This window comes from Shewanella sp. N2AIL (assembly GCF_022690845.1).
Classification (GTDB): domain Bacteria; phylum Pseudomonadota; class Gammaproteobacteria; order Enterobacterales; family Shewanellaceae; genus Shewanella; species Shewanella baltica.
Map to the genome: position 1 here is coordinate 19027 of NZ_JALBYT010000041.1, position 21295 is coordinate 40321.

Here is a 21295-nt window from a genome sequence, read left to right on the forward strand (position 1 = left end):
AAATCGGAATATGCCGCAAACACCATTCATTATCATGTATATAGAGAAGGACAGTGTCATGTCTGAAGATATGCTACAAGACGTAGATCCATTAGAGACTCAGGAATGGGTTGATGCCCTGCAAGCCGTGTTGGAACAGGAAGGCCCAGAGCGCGCGCATTTTTTACTAGAGAAGCTGATCGATAAAGCGCGTCGTAATGGCACTCACTTGCCTTACAATGCCACAACGGCTTACTTGAACACTATCCCTGCGGGTCAAGAGCCGCACATGCCTGGCAACCAAGAGATGGAACGTCGCATTCGCGCCATCATCCGTTGGAACGCTTTAGCTATGGTGCTTCGTGGTTCTAAGAAAGATTTAGAATTAGGCGGCCATATTTCAAGCTTCGCCTCAAGTGCGACTATTTATGACGTATGTTTTAACCACTTCTTCCGCGCACCCAATGAAAAAGACGGTGGCGATTTAGTGTATTTCCAAGGCCATATCGCCCCTGGTATTTATGCGCGTTCATTCTTAGAAGGTCGCTTAAGCGAAGACCAACTGGCTAACTTCCGTCAAGAAGTGGATGGTAAGGGTCTGTCTTCATACCCACATCCAAAACTGATGCCGGATTACTGGCAATTCCCAACGGTTTCTATGGGCTTAGGTCCAATCCAAGCCATCTATCAAGCCCGTTTCCTGAAATATCTGACTGACCGCGGTCTGAAAGATTGTTCAGCACAAACTGTTTACTGTTTCTTAGGTGACGGTGAGTGTGACGAGCCAGAAGCCTTAGGTGCGATCGGTTTAGCAGCCCGTGAAGAATTAGATAACTTAGTCTTCATTGTTAACTGTAACTTACAGCGTCTTGACGGCCCTGTACGTGGTAACGGTAAGATCATCCAAGAACTTGAAGGCGAATTCCGCGGCGCAGGCTGGGAAGTCGTGAAAGTGATTTGGGGTCGTTACTGGGATCCATTATTGGCCCGTGACACCAGTGGTAAACTGCTGCAGTTAATGGAAGAAACCGTTGACGGTGAATACCAAAACTGTAAAGCCAAAGGTGGCGCTTATACACGCGAACACTTCTTTGGTAAGTATCCTGAAACGGCCGAAATGGTTGCGAACATGTCAGATGATGACATTTGGCGCTTAAACCGCGGCGGTCATGATCCAGTTAAAGTTTACGCTGCACTGGAACATGCACAAAAAACCAAAGGCCGTCCAACGGTGATTTTAGCTAAAACCGTAAAAGGTTATGGCTTAGGTGATGCGGGTGAAGGTAAAAACATCGCTCACAACGTGAAGAAGATGGGCGTTGAGTCTATCCGTTACTTCCGCGATCGTTTCAATATCCCGATCCCAGATGATCAGTTAGAAGATCTGCCTTTCTATCACCCAGGTCCAGATTCTGAAGAAGTGAAGTACATGATGAGCCGTCGTGAAGCGCTGCATGGTAGCGTGCCACAACGTCGTCAAAAGTTCACTGAAGAGATGGAAGTGCCGTCACTGAAGATTTTTGATTCGATTTTACAGGGCTCAAACGGCCGTGAAATTTCATCGACTATGGCGTTCGTTCGCGTGCTGACAGCATTGCTGAAAGACAAGAAAATTGGTAAAAACATTGTGCCAATTATTCCTGACGAAGCCCGTACTTTCGGTATGGAAGGTCTGTTCCGTCAAGTGGGTATTTATGCTCACGAAGGCCAAAAATACGTACCGCAAGACTCTGACCAAGTGGCTTATTATCGTGAAGATAAAACCGGTCAAGTATTGCAAGAAGGGATTAACGAACTCGGTGCTATGTCTTCATGGGTATCGGCAGCGACAAGCTACTCTGTCAACGATACACCTATGATCCCGTTCTACATCTACTACTCAATGTTCGGTTTCCAACGTATTGGCGACATGGCTTGGGCAGCGGGTGATATGCGTGCTCGTGGTTTCTTAGTCGGTGGTACTTCAGGTCGTACAACGCTTAACGGCGAAGGTTTACAGCATCAAGATGGTCACAGCCACGTATTGGCGAACACTATCCCTAACTGTATTTCTTACGATCCAACCTACGGCTACGAAATTGCCGTTGTGGTACAAGATGGTATCCGTCGTATGTACGGCGAGAATCAAGAAGATATCTTCTACTACTTGACCACAATGAACGAAAACTATGAGCAACCAGCCATGCCAGAAGGCGCGGAAGTGGGCATAGTGAAAGGTATCTATAAGTTAGAAACGGTTGCGGGCTCAGGTAAAGGCAAAGTTCAGTTAATGAGCTGTGGCACTATCCTTGAACAAACCCGTAAAGCGGCGCAAGCACTGGCGAAAGACTTCGGTATTACTGCCGACGTATTTAGCGTAACTAGCTTCAACGAATTGACTCGCGATGGTCAAGCCGCTGAACGTTGGAACATGCTGCACCCAACCGAAACGCCAAAACAAGCCTATATCAGCCAAGTGATTTCAAGTGATGCACCTGCAATCGTAGCGACTGACTATATGAAGATTTACGGCGAACAGTTACGTGCTTATATTCCTACCGATTACAAAGTGTTAGGTACTGACGGTTTCGGTCGTTCAGACAGCCGCGAGAATCTGCGTCACCACTTCGAAGTGGACGCTAAGTTCATCGTTATTGCGGCACTGAAATCACTGGTTGATCGCAAAGAGCTGCCTGTCGATGTGTTAGCAAAAGCCATTAAAGAATATGGTATCGACGCTGACAAGATCAATCCACAGTACGCGTAAGAGGCAATAAAAATGGCTGAATTAAAAGAAGTTTTTGTTCCTGATATCGGCGGCGATGAAGTGCAAGTGATCGAAATTTGTGTGGCTGTGGGTGATACCCTAGCGGCAGAAGAATCGATTCTTACCGTCGAAAGCGACAAGGCAACTATGGATATTCCAGCGCCTTTCGCCGGTGTTTTAGCCGAATTGAAAGTGGCTGTGGGCGATAAAGTATCTGAAGGTACTTTGATTGCTATGATGCAAGCGGCGGGCGCGGCAGCTGCCGCTCCGGCTCCAGTTGCAGCACCTGCTCAGGCGGCACCAGCATCTGCACCAGTTCAAGCGGCTCCAGCCCCTGTGGCTGCTGCTCCTGCGACGGGCGCAACCAAAGTGGTTGAAGTGACTGTACCTGATATCGGTGGCGACACAGATGTATCGGTTATCGAAGTCCTGGTTGCTGTCGGTGACAAGATTGAAGTTGATAGCGGTTTAATTACCCTAGAAACAGACAAAGCGACCATGGACGTGCCATCACCTTTCGCGGGTGTGGTTAAAGACGTTAAAGTCGCAGTTGGCGATAAAGTGTCGCAAGGCTCTTTAGTCATCATGCTTGAAGTGGGCGGCGCTGCACCTGCAGCCGCGCCAACTGTTGCTGCCCAAGCGGCTCCTGCCGCTATGGTAGCGCCAGTGGCCGCAGCACCTGCTGCACCAGCGGCAAGTGTGGTTGCGGTAAAAGAAATTCAAGTGCCTGATATTGGCGATGCCAGCAATGTCGATGTGATCGAAGTGCTCGTGTCAGTCGGTGATGAAATCACTGCTGACCAAGGTTTGATTACCCTTGAAACTGACAAAGCCACCATGGAAGTACCAGCGCCATTCGCCGGTAAACTGCTGTCTTTGACGGTTAAAGTGGGTGACAAGGTTTCTCAAGGTAGCGTTATTGCGACGATTGAAACTGTGACTGCAGGTGCAGCTCCTGCACCTGTTGCTCAAGCGGCAGCTCCTGCTCCAGTGAGCGCGGCGCCCGTTGCAGCCCCAACACCTGCAAGCCGTCCTCCAGTACCACACCACCCTAGCGCAGGTACACCTGTGTCTACCGGTGCGGTACATGCGTCTCCTGCGGTACGTCGTTTAGCCCGTGAATTTGGTGTCGATTTGACCCAAGTGACAGGTTCTGGCCGTAAAGGTCGCATTATGAAAGAAGACGTTCAGGCGTATGTGAAATACGAACTGTCTCGTCCGAAAGCGACTGCGGCAACCTCTGTGGGTTCAGGTAACGGCGGCGGTCTGCAAGTGATTGCAGCACCTAAAGTTGATTTCAGTAAGTTTGGTGAAGTGGAAGAGATTCCATTAAGCCGTATCCAGAAGATTTCTGGCCCTAACTTACACCGCAACTGGGTAACTATTCCGCACGTGACTCAGTTCGATGAAGCTGATATCACTGAAATGGAAGAGTTCCGTAAGCAGCAAAACGATGTAGCGGCGAAGAAGAAAGCCGATTACAAGATCACGCCTTTAGTGTTTATGCTAAAAGCTGTGGCTAAAACGTTGCAACAGTTCCCAGTGTTCAACTCAAGCTTAAGTAGCGATGGCGAATCACTGATCCAGAAGAAGTATTTCCACATCGGTGTGGCGGTTGATACGCCAAACGGTTTGGTTGTGCCAGTCGTGCGTGACGTGGATAAGAAAGGCATTATCGAGTTATCTCGTGAACTGGCTGATATCTCTATCCGTGCCCGTGATGGCAAGCTGAAATCTGCTGACATGCAAGGTAGCTGTTTTACTATTTCAAGTTTAGGTGGCATTGGCGGTACAGCGTTTACGCCTATCGTTAACTACCCAGACGTGGCGATTTTAGGTGTGTCTAAATCTGAAATTAAGCCTAAGTGGAATGGTAAAGAGTTCGAACCTAAATTGATGTTGCCATTGTCGCTGTCATACGATCACCGCGTGATCGATGGTGCTATGGCTGCACGCTTTAGTGTGACGCTGTCAGGAATTCTGTCCGATATTCGTACTTTGGTTCTGTAAGCATATAAGGCTGCTCATCTTGAGTGGCCTTTTGTTTATTGTGATCAGTATCAAACACAGGTTAAAATGCGCCCACCTTACGCGCTGGCGCATTTTCGGTTGGCAGGATAGCTCCTCCAACGGATTGAATGAGAATTAGAGGAAAACATGAGTAACGAAATCAAAACTCAGGTAGTGGTATTAGGTGCAGGTCCTGCAGGTTATTCTGCGGCTTTCCGTGCAGCGGACTTAGGTCTAGAAACCATTATCGTTGAACGTTTTAGCACTTTAGGCGGCGTGTGTCTTAATGTGGGTTGTATCCCATCTAAAGCCCTATTACATGTTGCTAAAGTTATCGAAGAAGCCAAAGCCGTTGCTGCTCACGGTGTGGTTTTCGGCGAGCCAACTATCGATTTAGATAAGTTACGTGGCTTTAAAGAAAAAGTCATTGGCCAATTAACTGGCGGATTGGGCGGTATGTCCAAAATGCGTAAAGTTAACGTGGTTAACGGTTTTGGTAAATTCACTGGCCCTAACATGCTAGAAGTGACTGCTGAAGATGGCACTGTCAAAGTGGTTCAATTCGAGCAAGCTATCATTGCTGCGGGTTCTCGCCCAATCAAACTGCCATTCATTCCGCATGAAGATCCACGTATTTGGGATTCGACTGACGCATTAGAACTGAAAGAAGTTCCAGGCAAGTTGTTAGTGATGGGCGGCGGTATTATCGGCCTAGAAATGGGTACTGTGTACGCTTCTTTAGGCAGCGAGATCGACGTGGTTGAAATGTTCGACCAAGTGATCCCAGCAGCTGATAAAGACGTTGTTCGCGTATTCACTAAGCAAATCAAGAAGAAATTCAACCTGATCCTTGAAACTAAAGTCACAGCGGTAGAAGCCCGTGAAGACGGTATTTATGTTTCTATGGAAGGTAAGAGCGCACCAACAGAAGCCGTACGTTACGATGCGGTATTAGTCGCAATTGGCCGTGCACCTAATGGCAAGTCGTTAGATGCTGAAAAAGCAGGTGTTAACGTTGATGAGCGTGGCTTTATCAAGGTTGATAAGCAACTGCGTACTAACGTACCGCACATCTATGCAATTGGTGACATCGTTGGTCAACCTATGTTGGCTCACAAAGGCGTGCACGAAGGCCACGTAGCGGCTGAAGTTATCGCTGGCATGAAGCACTACTTTGATCCAAAAGTGATCCCATCAATTGCTTACACTGACCCAGAAGTCGCTTGGGTTGGTTTAACTGAGAAAGAAGCGAAAGAGCAAGGTATTGCTTACGAAACCGCAACTTTCCCATGGGCAGCAAGCGGCCGCGCTATCGCATCTGATGCGAGCGAAGGCATGACTAAACTGATTTTCGACAAAGACACTCATCGCGTAATCGGTGGTGCGATTGTTGGCGTTAACGGCGGCGAGCTGTTAGGCGAGATCGGTTTAGCGATTGAAATGGGTTGTGATGCTGAAGATTTAGCATTAACCATTCACGCTCACCCAACACTGCACGAATCAGTGGGCTTAGCCGCTGAAATGTACGAGGGTTCTATTACTGATTTGCCAAACCCAAAGGCAAAGAAAAAGTAATTTAGCTGTCGATTAAAAAAGCGCTCATTTGAGCGCTTTTTTATTGCCTGTATTTTTTTTGTAACTTTTATGTAAACAAGCGGATGAATTGATAGGATTGAGCTGCTACAGTACAGTTATACCCAAGCGACCTCAAAATACGAGTTTCAGAGCGCCCAGGGTGCTTCAATTCAAGGCGCATCAATGAAAAATGTCGGCCACCTTTTGAATTGATGCAACACGGAAGTGGAGTGCCCTGGGTGCTCCGTCCCGGTGGATGATGTTAACCACGGGGTAACGCACCTTATGCCGTGTTGGCTATTTTTGACTTAGCCCACTAGGCCTACAAATAGCCGCAATCGCCATATATGTCGTGAATGCCATTTATGCAGGAGCAATAAATAGCCTTGCTGAAAGTGCGTTACCATGCCGTTAACATCAGCCGCTGAATTCTGCATTTTGAGGTGGTTTGGGTATATGTATGAAGTAAGCCGTCACATGCAAACAAAAATAATTAGAACAATTCTGACATGTTTCATCCTTTCTCTGACTTGCGTCCACTCTGCTTGGGCGGGCGGTTTTGTGCAGCGAGTTTTTACTGATAGGGACGGTTTAGCGGTCACCAGTATTCGAGGCTTGGCCTTAGATGATTACGGTTTTGTATGGGCAGCGACTGAGCAGGGCTTGTATCGAGTCAGTAATTCTAAGGTGCGGCGTATCGATAAAATCGGCACCGAATCGCGACTGTCAGATGACTTTTTAACCTCAGTAGTAAACATAGAACGTGACAAGTTATTGGTTAGCACCAACGCCGCAATTTACCTCTACGATATTGTCCAAAATCAATTTACCGCGTTTGGTTCTCCCTATTTATTCCCGCAGTTTCCCGGTGGTGCGCTGGTCTCGGCAGCCCGAAAGAATAGTAAAACATGGCGATTGTTAATTGATAATGGCCAGATTTATGAATTCTCCCCTTCAAAGTCCGAACTGCGCCTCATTACTCAGTTGCCGGTTAATCGCGATCTTCCTTGGCGCAAATTGCTGGTCATGCCTAACGGTCAAATGCTGGTCGCGGGAACCTTGCAATTAGAGTTGCTGGAGCAAAATGGCGAGCGGGTGTTCCAATACTCTTGGACTGAATCTATGGGCAGTATTCTCGATATGTTAGAGGATTCTCAACATAGGATCTGGATTGCGACCGGACGCGGCGTTTATCAATTAGATCAAATTTCTAGGCAAATTATCCCCGTGCCAGAATTGCCCGATTGGAGCACAGTGATCATTGAGGATGCTAAAGGGGATCTGTGGTTTTCCAGTCGCATCGGTTTATTGAAATGGTCGCCCGAAACGCGGCAGATTGAAAACTATCAAAAAGAGTTGAAGGCTGAGGCCAACATGGAAACGCTGAAAGCCATGTTGTTTGATGATGCAGGCTTGATGTGGGTCGGAGGCTCAGGCGATGGATTGGCTTTATTGGCGTCACAGCCTGATTTCATCCTCGATACTTATACTGGCGATGAACCTTATCAACTGAGCGATGCCATGACTTGGTCAGTACATGCCAGTGATGAAGGCGTTTGGTTAGGTTCTTCCAGTTTAGATTTTATTGCAAAAGGCAGTAACAAAGCGTTTAACGTGCCAATTGAGGGATTTAATCCCCATGAAAGTATTTACGATATCAGTGCGTTTGAGGGGCATTATTTACTGTTATCGACGACCAGCGGCCTCTTTGTTGTCGATAAAGACACTTTGCAAGGCAGTAGCTTTTCTAAATGGACTCACGGCAATGATGATTTTAAAAATAAGCTTATTTATAAAACCTATCGTGACCCCAAACTGAAAGGACGTGTTTGGATTGCGACCACAACAGGGCTGTATTTTTGGGAAATGGGACTGTACGAACCTCAGCCCTTTGATATTGATAAGTCATCGAACAAGTTTGACGGCCCTAAGCGCCCCGTGATCCGTACGATTTATCGCACCTCCGACGGTCGTTTGTGGGTGGGCGGTAAAAAAGTCTTTGGTTACATCGACAGCCAAAACGAGTTTCATGATCAGCGGCAGTTGTTTAATGCTTTTGCTGCACAACCCACGGTCAGTCATATTGAAGAAATGTCACCTGGGGTGATCTGGTTTGGCTCCTATGAAAAAGGTTTATTTGAATACCATCAGCAAACTGGATCGTTAATTTCACTGACCTCCGAGTGGCAATTAAATTGTAGTTCAGTGTTTTTTATTCAAAAAACGCCCAAGTCTAATCTTGTGGGCTGCTCGGATTCTTTGGTGCGACAGGATATCCAAACGGGCGAGATTGCTATGTTTAATCAACTCGATGGTTTAATTTCCGATGAGATGAACGAAGGCGCCTATTTTTACTCACCTAAAACAGGCTTTTACTTAGGCACGCCCGAGGGCGTGATGCGACTCGATGTCGATAGGCTGGCCAATCGCATTACCGATGACCATGTGATGCTTGAATCTGTCTCTGTGTACTATAACAACACAACCGAAGTGTCCCTGTTGCCGCGCAACCTGATGACCATAAAACCCGAAGCCAATATGGTCAGTTTTCAAATCACTAACTTAGATTATCTCGATGATTCGCCCATCCAATTTAAATACCGATTACGTTATCAAGATGAAGAGAGTAATTATGTGCTGCTTCAGGGGGAGTCGCAGATTAACCTCGCAGGTTTAGCTTCGGGTGGTTATGTTTTAGATATTTTAAGTCAGGTCAATGGAATATGGTCCGATAAACCTTTTAACTATCCCTTTTATGTTGAGCAGCATTGGTGGTTATCCCAAGGTTTTAAAGGCATTTTACTGCTGTTATTTTCCATTATTGCTTTAAGTCTTGCTTGGTATCGGCAACGTCAGATCAATACCTTTAAGCAGATGAATCAGGCATTAACAGAGAGTGATGACAGGCTGAGGCAATCTTTGCGCGGTAGTGACTCGGACCTCTGGGAATGGCATAAAAATACTCAGGCATTTCATCTTGATAATCGCGGTGCCGTTCTCGGTACCCATGCCAATGAGATTGTTGTGAGCTTAGCAGAGTTGCCTGTGCATCCACAGGATAGGGAAAAAGCGCTCGCTCAGTGGGATAGCATGATATCGGGGGAGATAGACAGATTCGAAGCCGAATATCGCTATCAGCGCAAGGACGGTAATTGGGGCTGGTTAAGGGTAAGAGGGCGGCCCGTTGCCCGTAATAAGCACTCCAATGAGATAGAGCGGGTCGCGGGTATTTATAGTGATATTACCGTGCAACGCCAGTTAGAAGATGAAGTGAATTTACTGGCAAAAGCGTTTGGTAACACATCTGAAGGTGTACTGATTTTAGATGTCGAAGGCAGTATTCGCGTGGCGAATTACGCGGCACAGCAAATTATCGGCATCGATTCTGCTGACTTAGTTGGCCAATCTTTTACCCAATTTGTACAGATGAATGACGGTTTGGCATCGGAAATCAAGCAACTCCTCAGTGATAGCCAGTCTTGGACGGGCGAGCGTGAGTTAATCAACGCCAGTCAGCAACCTTGCCCTGTGTGGCTAAACGTATCTGTGATGCAAAGTGCCAACGGTAAAGTGACCCATTATGTGGTGGTATTCTCGGATATTACTGAACGTAAACGAACCGAAGCCGATTTACGCCGTCTAGCCAATTACGATGTACTTACTGGATTGCCAAACCGCTCCTTATTTTCTAGTCGCCTATTACAGTCTATTCAGGCCGCGCAGCAAACGGGCGAGAAATTGGCGCTACTGTTCTTGGATCTCGATAGATTTAAGCATGTTAATGACTCCTATGGTCATAGCATGGGCGATGCCTTGCTGGTTGAAGCTTCAAGCCGATTACAATCCTGTATTGCTAGCGAGCATATGCTCTGCCGCTTTGGCGGCGATGAATTTGTGATTTTACTCAGAAATGCCAACAGCATTGATGAGATAAACCACATTGCCGAGCGGCTGCTGGAACAAATCGTGGCGCCTTTTAAGTTATATGGCCGTGAGTTTTATATTTCGACCAGCATTGGCATCAGTATTTGGCCCGACGATGCGGTTCAGCCTGAAGCCTTTATCAAGAATGCCGATCTCGCTATGTATCACGCCAAAGAAGAAGGGCGGGGGAATTTCCAATATTATTCCTCTGAGCGTAATGCCCAAGCCCTCTATCATTTACGGCTTGAGGCCGATTTACGTAAAGCCATAGAGCGGCAAGAGTTCGAGCTTTATTACCAGCCGCAAATTGATATTTTGCGTAACGATAAGCTCATAGGAATGGAAGCATTAATTCGCTGGAAACATCCGCTGGACGGCTTTATTCGTCCCGATATTTTCATCAAAGTCGCCGAGGCCTGCGGTTTAATTGTCGATATTGACCGCTGGGTGTTAAGGCAAGCCTGTGTACAGGGGGCGCATTGGGCAAAGCGTTATGGCGCTACCTTTAAGTTGTCGGTTAATATTTCGGCGGTGCATTTCAGGCAGCCAGATTTTATTGAAGACATACAAAGAATTCTGCATGAAACCCAAATGCCGACGGCGTCTTTAGGCTTAGAAATCACTGAAGGCGTATTGATGAAAGAGCTGCACGTTGCTAAAGATCATCTCTCGCGATTGAAATCCTTGGGGATTGAAGTTGCCATTGATGACTTTGGGACAGGTTATTCTTCTCTGGCTTATTTACGCCATTTTGAGGTGAACACCTTAAAAATCGATCGCTCCTTCTTGATTGATATCGCCACCAATAAGGCCGATCAGGCGATTGTGAGCAGTATTATTGAATTAGCCCGTAACCTTAAATTAAATGTGGTTGCCGAAGGGATTGAGACGGTTGAGCAGTTAGAGCAAGTATTTAGCCGCGGCTGTTATATTATTCAAGGGTATTATTTTGCTAAGCCTATGTGCGTGGCTGATTTTGAACGCTATTTAGAAACAGATAACAGAATCGTTGCTATTGAGCATTAAGTAAGATCATATAGCCTATTATCGGCTCGTTTATGTTTGATCATGCGTCCTTGATATTTGTGCTGATTATTGGCGGTAATCAGCAAGATATAAATCTACGCGCCTGAGATTTAAATGACAAAATATTCAGCCACGATTGATATTTTTTTTCGTCATTTATTCAATTAAACTGCATCTGTTTGTGTAAATAGTACACAGTCTTATCACTAGTCGGTCCAGATAAAATATGACTGACGGTTAAATCGATAAGTTTGGTAATATAACTCGGATTTTTATCCCATAAAAAAGTAACCTCACCATGATGCGTCAACTACTCGCTTCTATTATTTTGTGTTTGTGCATGACTCCGTCGATGGCGGCAGAGCGACTTAAAATTGGTGTCGTACTCAGTGGCGGCGGTGCTAAAGGCGCTGCCCATGTGGGGGTGCTCAAAATATTAGAAGAACATAACATCCCGGTCGATTACATCGCGGGCACCAGTATCGGTGCCTATGTCGCAGGCATGTACTCCTTGGGTTACAGCGCCAGCGAAGTCGAAGCTATCATGATGGGTGTTGATTGGGACAGTGGCTACTCGGATACTATCCCGCGCAATATTTTGAGTTATAGGGATAAACAGTTACGCGATCGCTACAACATTCCACTGAACATTGGTTATAACGAAGGCCAAGTAAGGGCGCCAAGTGGGTTGCTGCGTGGTCAGACTATGTCGCAACTTCTGCGTCAGTCTACCGATCTAGTACAGCAATTTGGTAATTTCGATGATTTAGCTATTCCCTACCGCGCAGTGGCGACCGATTTAGAAACCAGCTTACCTGTGGTGATCAGTCACGGCAGTATGGTCAAAGCCATGCAAGCCTCTGCGACAGTTCCCGGTGCGCTGCAGCCGGCTCAAATTGACGGTAAGTTATTGGTCGATGGCGGTATTGCCAACAATATGCCTGTCGATGTCGTTAAGGCCATGGGCGCCGATATTATTATTGCCGTCGATATTGGTTCACCTCTAGTCAAAAAAGATAAATTAGACAGCACTATTGCCGTGCTCGATCAGCTCTCCAACTTTTTGACCAATGCCAGCACCGAAAAACAAAAACTACTGCTGACTGATAAAGATGTGTTGATCCGTCCCGCGATCGACGCCTTGAGCACTACAGATTTCACTATCATGCCCTTGGCATTAACGCTCGGCAAAGAAGCCGCTAATGGACAGCTTGATAAGCTGAGCAGCATGAGCGTGAGCCCAGAGGAATATGCCGCCTACGTCGAGGCCAAAAAAGCCAAAGGTAAGTTGTTAATGGCAGATGTGCGTCATTCTGTTAATGAAATTGTCTTCGATAACCAATCTAAGGTGAGTCTGAATCTCTTAACGGAGACCTTGAACATTAAGCCTGGGCAAGCTGTGTCTAAGGACGAGCTCAATGAGGCGTTAAAGCGTATTTACTCCCTCAATAAGTTTGAGCGTGTCGATGCTGAGTTTGTCGAGGGTGAAGACGGCCGTGTACTGACTGTGACCACTAAAGCTAAGTCTTGGGGGCCAAATTATTTCCAATTGGGCTTTAACTGGGAGGATGATTTTAACTCTGAATCTGCCATCAGTTTTGACATGGCCTATACCATGACGGATTTGACCTTCAATGGCGGCGAGTGGCGCAATGAAATCAAACTCGGTATGGAAAAGTTGTTTGCGACTGAGTTCTATCAGCCATTAGACAGAGACCAACAATTCTTTAGCCGCGCCCGTTATCAATACGATACCCGTAATTGGGACTTATACGATAATAACAATCGTCTGCTAACCTTCGACAAGAAAACCCACACCATAGAACTGGGTATCGGCTACAACTACACCTCTCAAGGCATGATTGAGCTGGGTTTAGTGGCGGAGAAGGGCGCGATAATTAATGATGCTTGGCTGTCAAGGGACTTGGATTTTAGCTCCTATGGAGCTTACTTTAGATTCGGCTACGACAGCTTAGACAGTATTAGTTTCCCTACGTCGGGTAATCGCGTGACCTTAAACGTTTATGTGCGCAATGAGGATTTCGATGACATTATCGACGATAACCAAAACCAATACAGTGTGCAGATAGAGGCCGACTGGAAGGGCGCCTTGAGTGTCGGCAATCATGCTTTTGTGGGTAAGGCATCGATTTCAACCAACGATAATGATGGGATGAATACGCTGCATCTATCTGAGCTGGGCGGATTTTTAAATCTATCTGGCTACCATAAAGACTCACTGACAGGCGCGCATAAAGTCTTTGGCGCCTTTGTTTATCAATATGATCTCGGGCGTGATGCGCTCGGAATGACAGATTATCCTTTGTATCTAGGTTGGAGTTTGGAGGCGGGCAATGTCTGGGATGAGCGCTCTGAAGTCACCCTCACCGATCTGATTTATGCATCGAGTCTCTACATTGGTACTGATACTTCCATGGGACCTGCGGCAATCGGCTTTGGGATCACAGATCTTGGCGATAAGTCCTTCTATTTATTTGTGGGTAAAAACTTCTAGCGAGTGATGCATGTGAGGTCTTGAGGGCATGACTGAGGTTGTGCCCTTATTTTTTGTGCGATGAAAATCCTAAACGGCCTTGATGGCATAGTGCCTGAATCGGTTCGCGCGTCGCTAAAGTGTCATATCCTTTTACAAAATCTTGCTACTGTGGGGCGTGCCAAGATGCTAAGGTTTTGCGGGAAAAATAATAACTCTTAAGGAAGCTGGGGAAAACAATGAAGAAGATAAGCACACTGGCACTGGGTATCGCCCTGAGTTTAGGTTTAGCCGCTTGTAGTACTGAGCCTAAAACTGAAGTCGCCGCGGTTTCTGGCATTGAATTGCAAAACTTTGATGCCTCAGTTCGCCATCAAGACGATTTCTATTACAGCGTTAACGGTAAATGGTTGGCGAATACACCTATTCCTGCCGACAAGTCTAACTACGGCGCATTTTCAGTGCTGTACGATCAAAGCCAAGATGCATTGAAAAAGATCATCGACGAAGCGGCTGCTAAAAAGAATCCAGCGGCAGGCTCGAATGAGCAGAAGATTGGTGATTTCAACGCCAGCTTTATGAATACCGATTTGCTTGAAACCTTAGGCGTTACGCCGCTTAAGCCATTGCTGGCCGATATTGCTGGCGCAAAAACACACGCTGACTTACCTGCCGTTATGGGTAAATTGCTGACGACCGGCTCTGGTATTCCCTTTGGTTTTTACGTCAATAACGACGCCAAAAACTCAACTCAGTATGCGGTGTATCTAAGCCAGTCGGGCCTTACGCTGCCGGACCGCGATTATTATCTTAAAGATGACCCTAAGTTTGCCGCTAATCGCCAAGCCATGGCTAAGTATGTGACAGACATACTGACCGAAGCGGGTTACAAGGATGCTAAACGCGCGGCTAAAAACGTTGCCGACATCGAAATGATGATCGCCAAGAGTCAGTGGAGTCGAGTCGAATCCCGCGACGCCAATAAGGCTTACAACAAGTTAGATCGCGATGAATTGCAAAAGTTAATGGGTCAATTTGATTTCAATGCCTTCGCGACCAGCGCAGGTTTAGGCGACAAAGTCACTGATATCATAGTGCGCCAACCCTCTTACTTCGAAAAACTCGGTGCAGGTTTCGAGACATTCCCGGTATCGGCTTGGCAGGATTACCTCGCGTTCCACTTAGTCGATAGCTACGCCGAGTTACTGAGCAAAAACTTTGTTGATTTGAACTTCGCTTTTAAGAGCAAAACCTTAATGGGTATCGAAGAGCAACAACCGCGCTGGAAAAAAGCCGTTGATGGCGCTGACCAAGTGATTGGTGAGTTAGTGGGCGAAGAGTACGTTAAGCAATACTTCAAGCCAGAAGCTAAAGCGCGTATGGAAACTATGATCAAAAACTTGATCAAAGGTTTTGAGGTTAGTATCAATGAACTTGAGTGGATGACGCCAGAAACCAAAGTCGCCGCCCAAGAAAAACTGGCTAAATTCACCTATAAAATCGGTTATCCAGATAAGTGGAAAGATTACTCAGGTTTAGATATCAAGGCTGACGAGTTAGTGGGGAACTACATGCGTTACGCTCAGTTTGAATATCAAGACATGATCAACAAGCTTGGCAAGCCAATCGATCGTACCGAATGGGGCATGACGCCACAAACGGTGAACGCTTATTACAGCCCAGTGAAAAACGAAATCGTATTCCCAGCTGCGATTCTGCAACCACCATTCTTCAATATGGATGCCGATGATGCAGTGAACTACGGTGGCATAGGTGCAGTGATCGGCCATGAAATCAGCCATGGTTTCGATGACCAAGGCGCTAAGTACGATGGCGACGGTAACCTACGTGATTGGTGGTCGGATAAAGATCGCGAAGAATTCCAAAAACGCGGTAAGCAACTGTCAGCGCAATACTCAGGTTATGAAGCACTGCCCGGCAAGTTTGTTAACGGTGATTTGACCTTAGGGGAAAATATCGGCGACTTAGGTGGTTTAACCGTAGCGGCACGCTCGTATCTAATGAGCCTTAACGGCAAACCCGCGCCAGTGCTTGATGGATTAACGGGTGAGCAACGCTTCTTTGTGGGTTGGTCGCAAGTATGGCGTCGTAACTACCGTGATGAAGAGCTGAGCCGTCGTTTGCTGACAGATCCGCATTCACCGAGTCATTACCGCGCTATGGGGACGCCGCGTAACGTGGAAGCCTTCTATAAAGCTTTCGAGATGAAAGAAGGCGATAAAATGTATTTGACGCCAGATGAACGTGTAAAAATTTGGTAATACATTCAGTTGATTGAAACAAGAAAGCCAGACAATGTCTGGCTTTTTTATTGATGACAATAATCAAGGATGCTGCTGATTAATGTCCGTAACCTAAGGATTCGATTTTTGTGACTTTATTATCAGTGGCATAAAGCCGGCGCATTAAGCGTGTCGGTCCAAAGTCATAGGTCCATTCTTGATACTCAGTCGGCAACTTGCTGGGATCGATCACTCGGTCGCCGTCTGAGTTGAGATAAGTCGCTGGTAAACTAAATTCGCGAATATCACTGGGCGAACCGCACTTCTCCAGCACAGTGGTTAAGGTATCGCCAGTGTTGACCACTTGTTGCTTGCAGTGCATAGCACCACCCGCATTAGCGGACAAGCTGACGGACATGAGTATTAAGCCCATGGGTAATAATACGTGTGATAATAAAGACAGGTACTTCATTGGCTCCCCTCTCGTACATACATCATTCTGCTATTCATCCACACGACAAAGACTCATTATCCATATAGCTAAAACTAAGCTTATCCGCCCAGCAGAGACTAGGCGTGTTATGGCGTTATTGAGCTAAGAGTGTCGGCAAGGCCAATAAGTTCTCAGCCTGATGGTGGGCGATAACCCACTTAGCATCGCTTCTTTGCTCTGGCGCGGGGATCGCAAGCGTTTGCATATTGGCCGCTCGGGCTGCAATTAAGCCATTAAAAGAATCTTCGATCGCAAGGCAATAGCGGGGATCGACATCTAACGCCTTAGCGCAATTCAAATACACTTCAGGGTGTGGCTTGCCGTAGGTGAGGCCCTCGGCAGATTGCACCGCCATAAATTTATCGCTGAGTCCTAACTTAGAGAGAACTGCCTCGATAATAGTGTAAAACGAGGAGGTGGCTAAGCCGATTTTAAGACCCAGTGCTTGGCAGTGATCAATTGCTTCGTGAACGCCCAGCATAGCTTCGCCGCTAATCAGAATTTCACTCGCGACCTTATCAACAATCGCTTGGCTGACCTTGGCATTGTCGTAGTGAGGCCAAGGAGCCTTGTGGTACCAATAATCCACGCATTGGTCGATGCGTAAACCTGTGGTTTGTTGAATCGTTTCTATGGTCACGGGCACGCCAAGTGCGGATAACACTTCATACTCGACCTGCTGCCATAGGGGTTCTGAATCGATTAAAACGCCATCCATATCAAAAATAACGGCTTGAATGCTAAGGGATGTCATTGGTACTCCGATGGACTGGGGAAATAACTGAGATATGCAGTAAATTAAGCCTGAGTGTAAGTTCTCGCACCGCATCTTAAAAGCCAAAATGCCGCAAGATGAGAAAAATTTACACATATTTGATCTAGGGCGCTGAAAATTGCCTGTTCGATTTAAAATTAATGAAACATTGTTAACTATTTGTAGTGTATGGTTTTTTGTCTGTTTTCAAACTATTGTCTAATTTCACTTGTTTTAATATTCCCGTAAGTTGGCATTCGCCGCCGGATTTAGTCCTTATTTCGCTTTTTGCCGAGTGTGACCTGATTCATACTTTTGCAAAGCTGTAGTATACTGCAGGCCGGAAATACGGGTCGATCATGTCGGACTGTCAGCTTCAATTAAGAAGACGTGCAGTTTCGTTGTTAGAGCGCCAAACAAAGAGGAATGTTGCCGTGCTAGAAGCATATCGTAAACACGTCGCAGAACGTGCTGCAGAGGGCGTAGTCCCTAAGCCATTAGATGCACATCAAGTGGCTGAACTGGTTAAGTTAGTTCAAAACCCACCCGCAGGTGAAGAGGCTTTCGTTCTCGACCTGCTTGAAAATCGAATTCCCCCAGGTGTTGATGAAGCCGCTTATGTTAAGGCTGCTTTCTTAGATGCGGTTGCCAAAGGCACTGAAAAATCACCTATTTTGTCTGCTGAGCGTGCTACTGAGTTATTAGGCACTATGCAAGGCGGCTACAACATCGAACCTCTGATCGCGCAGCTGGATAACCCAGCGTTAGCACCTTTAGCCGTTAAAGCCTTATCTCACACTCTGCTGATGTTTGATTCTTTCCACGATGTGGTTGAGAAGATGGAAGCAGGCAATGAGTTTGCTAAGCAAGTGGTTGAAGCGTGGGCGAATGCAGATTGGTACTTAAACCGTCCAAAACTGGCCGACAAAGTCACTCTGACAGTATTTAAAGTCTCTGGTGAAACCAACACCGATGACTTGTCACCAGCACCAGATGCTTGGTCACGTCCTGATATTCCATTACACGCGTTAGCTATGCTGAAAAACGCCCGTGATGGTATCGAGCCTGACGTTGCTGGCGCCGTTGGCCCAGTGAAAAAAATCGAAGCGTTAAAAGCACAAGGTTTCCCATTAGTGTATGTGGGTGACGTTGTCGGTACGGGTTCATCACGTAAATCTGCGACTAACTCAGTACTGTGGTTTATGGGCGATGACATTCCATTTGTCCCTAACAAGCGCGCTGGCGGTTTTTGCCTTGGCGGTAAAATTGCACCGATTTTCTTCAACACTATGGAAGATGCGGGCGCACTGCCAATCGAGCTTGACGTAAACAAAATGGAAATGGGCGATGTGATTGACATCTACCCATACGCCGGTGTGGTTAAGCGTCACGACAGCGACGAAGTGATTTCAGAATTCAGCTTAAAAACTGAAGTGCTGTTAGACGAAGTCCGTGCTGGTGGTCGTATTCCACTGATCATCGGTCGTGGTTTAACTGACAAAGCCCGTGAAGTATTAGGTTTAGGCGTATCTGACGTATTCGTGCGTTCACAAGACGTGGCTGATACGGGTAAAGGTTACACACTGGCGCAGAAGATGGTTGGTAAAGCATGCGGCGTAGCTGGCGTGCGTCCTGGCCAATACTGCGAACCTAAGATGACCTCTGTTGGTTCACAAGATACCACAGGTCCTATGACCCGTGACGAGCTGAAAGATTTAGCTTGCTTAGGTTTCAGTGCTGATTTGACTATGCAGTCATTCTGTCACACTGCGGCTTATCCAAAGCCTGTTGATGTGAACACGCATCATACTCTGCCAGATTTCATCATGAACCGCGGCGGTGTATCACTGCGTCCAGGTGATGGTGTTATCCATTCATGGTTAAACCGTATGCTGCTGCCAGATACCGTTGGTACGGGTGGTGACTCACATACGCGTTTCCCAATTGGTATTTCATTCCCAGCTGGTTCTGGCTTAGTGGCGTTTGCTGCGGCGACTGGCGTTATGCCACTCGACATGCCTGAATCAGTATTAGTGCGCTTCAAGGGCAAAATGCAACCCGGCATCACACTGCGTGATCTGGTACATGCTATCCCATTAAAAGCCATTGAACTGGGCATGCTGACCGTTGAGAAGAAAGGTAAAGTCAATATCTTCTCTGGTCGCGTACTGGAAATCGAAGGTCTTGAAACCTTGAAAGTTGAACAAGCTTTCGAACTGTCTGATGCTTCAGCTGAGCGCTCAGCGGCCGGTTGTACCATCAAGTTAGACAAAGAACCTATCATCGAATACCTGAACTCGAACATCATCATGCTGAAGTGGATGATCGCTGAAGGTTACGGCGATCGTCGTACGATTGAACGTCGTATCAAAGGCATGGAAGAGTGGTTAGCTAATCCTGAACTGATGAGCGCCGATAAAGATGCTGAGTACGCTGCAGTGATCGAAATCGATTTAAACGACATCAAAGAGCCAATCCTGTGTGCGCCAAACGATCCTGATGATGCAGTACTGCTGTCATCTGTCGCGCAAACGAAGATTGATGAAGTGTTCGTCGGTTCTTGTATGACCAACATTGGTCACTTCCGCGCAACCGGTAAGATGCTAGACAAGTTTGCTAAAACCCTGCCAACCCGTCTGTGGATTGCTCCGCCGACTAAGATGGACAGAGATCAGCTGACTGAAGAAGGCTACTACGCGATTTTCGGTCGTGTAGGCGCCCGCATCGAGATCCCAGGTTGTTCACTGTGTATGGGTAACCAAGCACGTGTAGCTGAAGGTGCAACTGTGGTATCGACTTCTACCCGTAACTTCCCTAACCGTTTAGGTACAGGCGCTAATGTATACTTAGCCTCTGCTGAACTGGCTGCGGTAGCTGCACTGTTGGGTCGTCTGCCATCACCTGAAGAATATCAAGAATACGCCAAAGAGTTGGACGCGACAGCGGCTGACACTTACCGTTACTTGAACTTCGATCAAATCGAGTCTTACACTAAGAAAGCCTCAGAAGTGATCTTCCAGTCAGCCGTATAATCGATTGCCGTTAAGGTAACTTGATGTCAAAAGCCAGCATGAGCTGGCTTTTTTGTGGGTAAGTTTCTCTCTGCGCATATATATGTACAAATAGCTCATCTAAATAGTGATGCTTCGTCTCTTCCATATAACAGGCTAGGATTCCATAAATAACGAAGCATTAATAAATAAGCATAAATAGCCAAGTGCATCTGTCTTTAGGTTGTTAACTAAAGGCGCTATCCCAATCAGTGTCCGGCTTCACCTCACTGAATCTAGTTTTTGAAAGACTGAACCTTCTATTTTCATATTTACCAACAGATCATTCCATGGGCTTTTGCTATGAAAAATGCAGAGTAAAGGCATTGTTTTGACTAAAATGTGGATAACTTTGGGGGTAAGTGGTGGGTATGGTGTGGCTAGATTAGATAATTAGCATTAACTGCAAATTTCCTTAAAATAGGGGTTGCACAAAATCCTCTGCTGCCTATAATGCGCATCCACTGACACGGCAGACAGCGTTAAGCAGGCTGATGTGACGGTTCATCGATGAGTTTACTGATTGATGAGTGTTGAGAAAGTTTGCAAAAACTCCTTGACGCGAAACGGGAAATGCGTAGAATACGCAGCCCTAGCCAACTGGAAGCGTTCGGCGCTCAGTGTGGTACTCAAGTTCTCTTACGGATATTGAGTTGCTCTTTAACAAGATAAAACAAGAAATCTGTGTGGGCACTCACAGGTGTTGAGTTAATCGAAACTGCTTAACCTTAGGGTTGGCAGTCAAAGAATTAAATCAATGATGAAGAGTGTTCATAGCAATATGTACATAATTTTGGTTTCGCTTTCTTCTCTTTATGAAGAGAGGGCGGAAACAAAAAATCAGAATTCATTGAGCCGTTTGACGTAAGTCAAACAACAAAACTTTAATTGAAGAGTTTGATCATGGCTCAGATTGAACGCTGGCGGCAGGCCTAACACATGCAAGTCGAGCGGCAGCGGGAAGATAGCTTGCTATCTTTGCCGGCGAGCGGCGGACGGGT

At 46.5% G+C, this 21295-nt stretch carries 9 protein-coding genes and 1 rRNA gene; 8 read left to right on the forward strand and 2 right to left on the reverse strand.

What is annotated here, in order from left to right; translation table 11 throughout:
• Positions 1 to 58: 58 nt before the first annotated feature.
• The 6 genes from aceE to MO387_RS18940 all read left to right on the forward strand — a co-directional run bounded on the left by aceE (position 59) and on the right by MO387_RS18940 (position 16036).
• A complete protein-coding gene (aceE, locus tag MO387_RS18915; protein ID WP_115333757.1) occupies positions 59 to 2725 on the forward strand; it encodes a pyruvate dehydrogenase (acetyl-transferring), homodimeric type in 2667 nt (888 codons plus the stop codon).
• A gap of 12 nt (positions 2726 to 2737) precedes the next feature.
• Positions 2738 to 4735 carry a dihydrolipoyllysine-residue acetyltransferase gene (gene aceF, locus MO387_RS18920; RefSeq protein ID WP_242326452.1) on the forward strand — a complete coding sequence of 666 codons (1998 nt, stop codon included), beginning with the start codon at positions 2738 to 2740 and terminating at the stop codon, positions 4733 to 4735.
• Between the two features lie 147 nt (positions 4736 to 4882).
• On the forward strand, positions 4883 to 6310 hold the full coding sequence (gene lpdA / locus MO387_RS18925) for a dihydrolipoyl dehydrogenase (protein WP_242326453.1): 1428 nt from the start codon (positions 4883 to 4885) through the stop codon (positions 6308 to 6310).
• Positions 6311 to 6766: 456 nt separating this feature from the next.
• Positions 6767 to 11260, forward strand: coding sequence for an EAL domain-containing protein (locus MO387_RS18930; protein WP_242326454.1), 4494 nt, complete (start codon positions 6767 to 6769; stop codon positions 11258 to 11260).
• Positions 11261 to 11558: 298 nt separating this feature from the next.
• The gene (locus MO387_RS18935) at positions 11559 to 13775 is read left to right on the forward strand and encodes a patatin-like phospholipase family protein (protein WP_014615289.1); all 2217 of its coding nucleotides are present in this window, start codon (positions 11559 to 11561) and stop codon (positions 13773 to 13775) included.
• 218 nt (positions 13776 to 13993) lie between these two features.
• On the forward strand, positions 13994 to 16036 hold the full coding sequence (locus tag MO387_RS18940; protein ID WP_107946391.1) for a M13-type metalloendopeptidase: 2043 nt from the start codon (positions 13994 to 13996) through the stop codon (positions 16034 to 16036).
• 79 nt (positions 16037 to 16115) lie between these two features.
• Here the strand turns inward: MO387_RS18940 and MO387_RS18945 are convergent, their stop codons facing one another.
• Together MO387_RS18945 and hxpB are read right to left on the reverse strand one after the other, a co-directional pair.
• Entirely contained in the window at positions 16116 to 16469 is a 354-nt protein-coding gene (locus MO387_RS18945) for a DUF2845 domain-containing protein (protein ID WP_107946392.1), read from the reverse strand.
• A gap of 115 nt (positions 16470 to 16584) precedes the next feature.
• Positions 16585 to 17244, reverse strand: a complete 660-nt coding sequence (gene hxpB, locus MO387_RS18950) for a hexitol phosphatase HxpB (protein WP_107946393.1) — start codon at positions 17242 to 17244, stop codon at positions 16585 to 16587.
• A gap of 434 nt (positions 17245 to 17678) precedes the next feature.
• Between hxpB and acnB the strand changes: the two genes are divergently transcribed.
• Together acnB and MO387_RS18960 are read left to right on the forward strand one after the other, a co-directional pair.
• Positions 17679 to 20276: a bifunctional aconitate hydratase 2/2-methylisocitrate dehydratase gene (gene acnB, locus MO387_RS18955; protein ID WP_107946394.1), complete on the forward strand. Its 2598-nt coding sequence runs from the start codon at positions 17679 to 17681 to the stop codon at positions 20274 to 20276.
• A gap of 903 nt (positions 20277 to 21179) precedes the next feature.
• Positions 21180 to 21295: ribosomal RNA gene (locus MO387_RS18960) — 16S ribosomal RNA — on the forward strand; the annotation flags it as partial.

What these genes read in the sequence shown, in the direction of transcription:
- aceE (WP_115333757.1), top strand. Translation starts at nt 59, where the DNA reads ATGTCTGAAGATATGCTACAAGACGTAGATCCATTAGAGACTCAGGAA.
- aceF (WP_242326452.1), top strand. Translation starts at nt 2,738, where the DNA reads ATGGCTGAATTAAAAGAAGTTTTTGTTCCTGATATCGGCGGCGATGAA.
- lpdA (WP_242326453.1), top strand. Translation starts at nt 4,883, where the DNA reads ATGAGTAACGAAATCAAAACTCAGGTAGTGGTATTAGGTGCAGGTCCT.
- MO387_RS18930 (WP_242326454.1), top strand. Translation starts at nt 6,767, where the DNA reads ATGTATGAAGTAAGCCGTCACATGCAAACAAAAATAATTAGAACAATT.
- MO387_RS18935 (WP_014615289.1), top strand. Translation starts at nt 11,559, where the DNA reads ATGATGCGTCAACTACTCGCTTCTATTATTTTGTGTTTGTGCATGACT.
- MO387_RS18940 (WP_107946391.1), top strand. Translation starts at nt 13,994, where the DNA reads ATGAAGAAGATAAGCACACTGGCACTGGGTATCGCCCTGAGTTTAGGT.
- MO387_RS18945 (WP_107946392.1), bottom strand. Translation starts at nt 16,469, where the DNA reads ATGAAGTACCTGTCTTTATTATCACACGTATTATTACCCATGGGCTTA.
- hxpB (WP_107946393.1), bottom strand. Translation starts at nt 17,244, where the DNA reads ATGACATCCCTTAGCATTCAAGCCGTTATTTTTGATATGGATGGCGTT.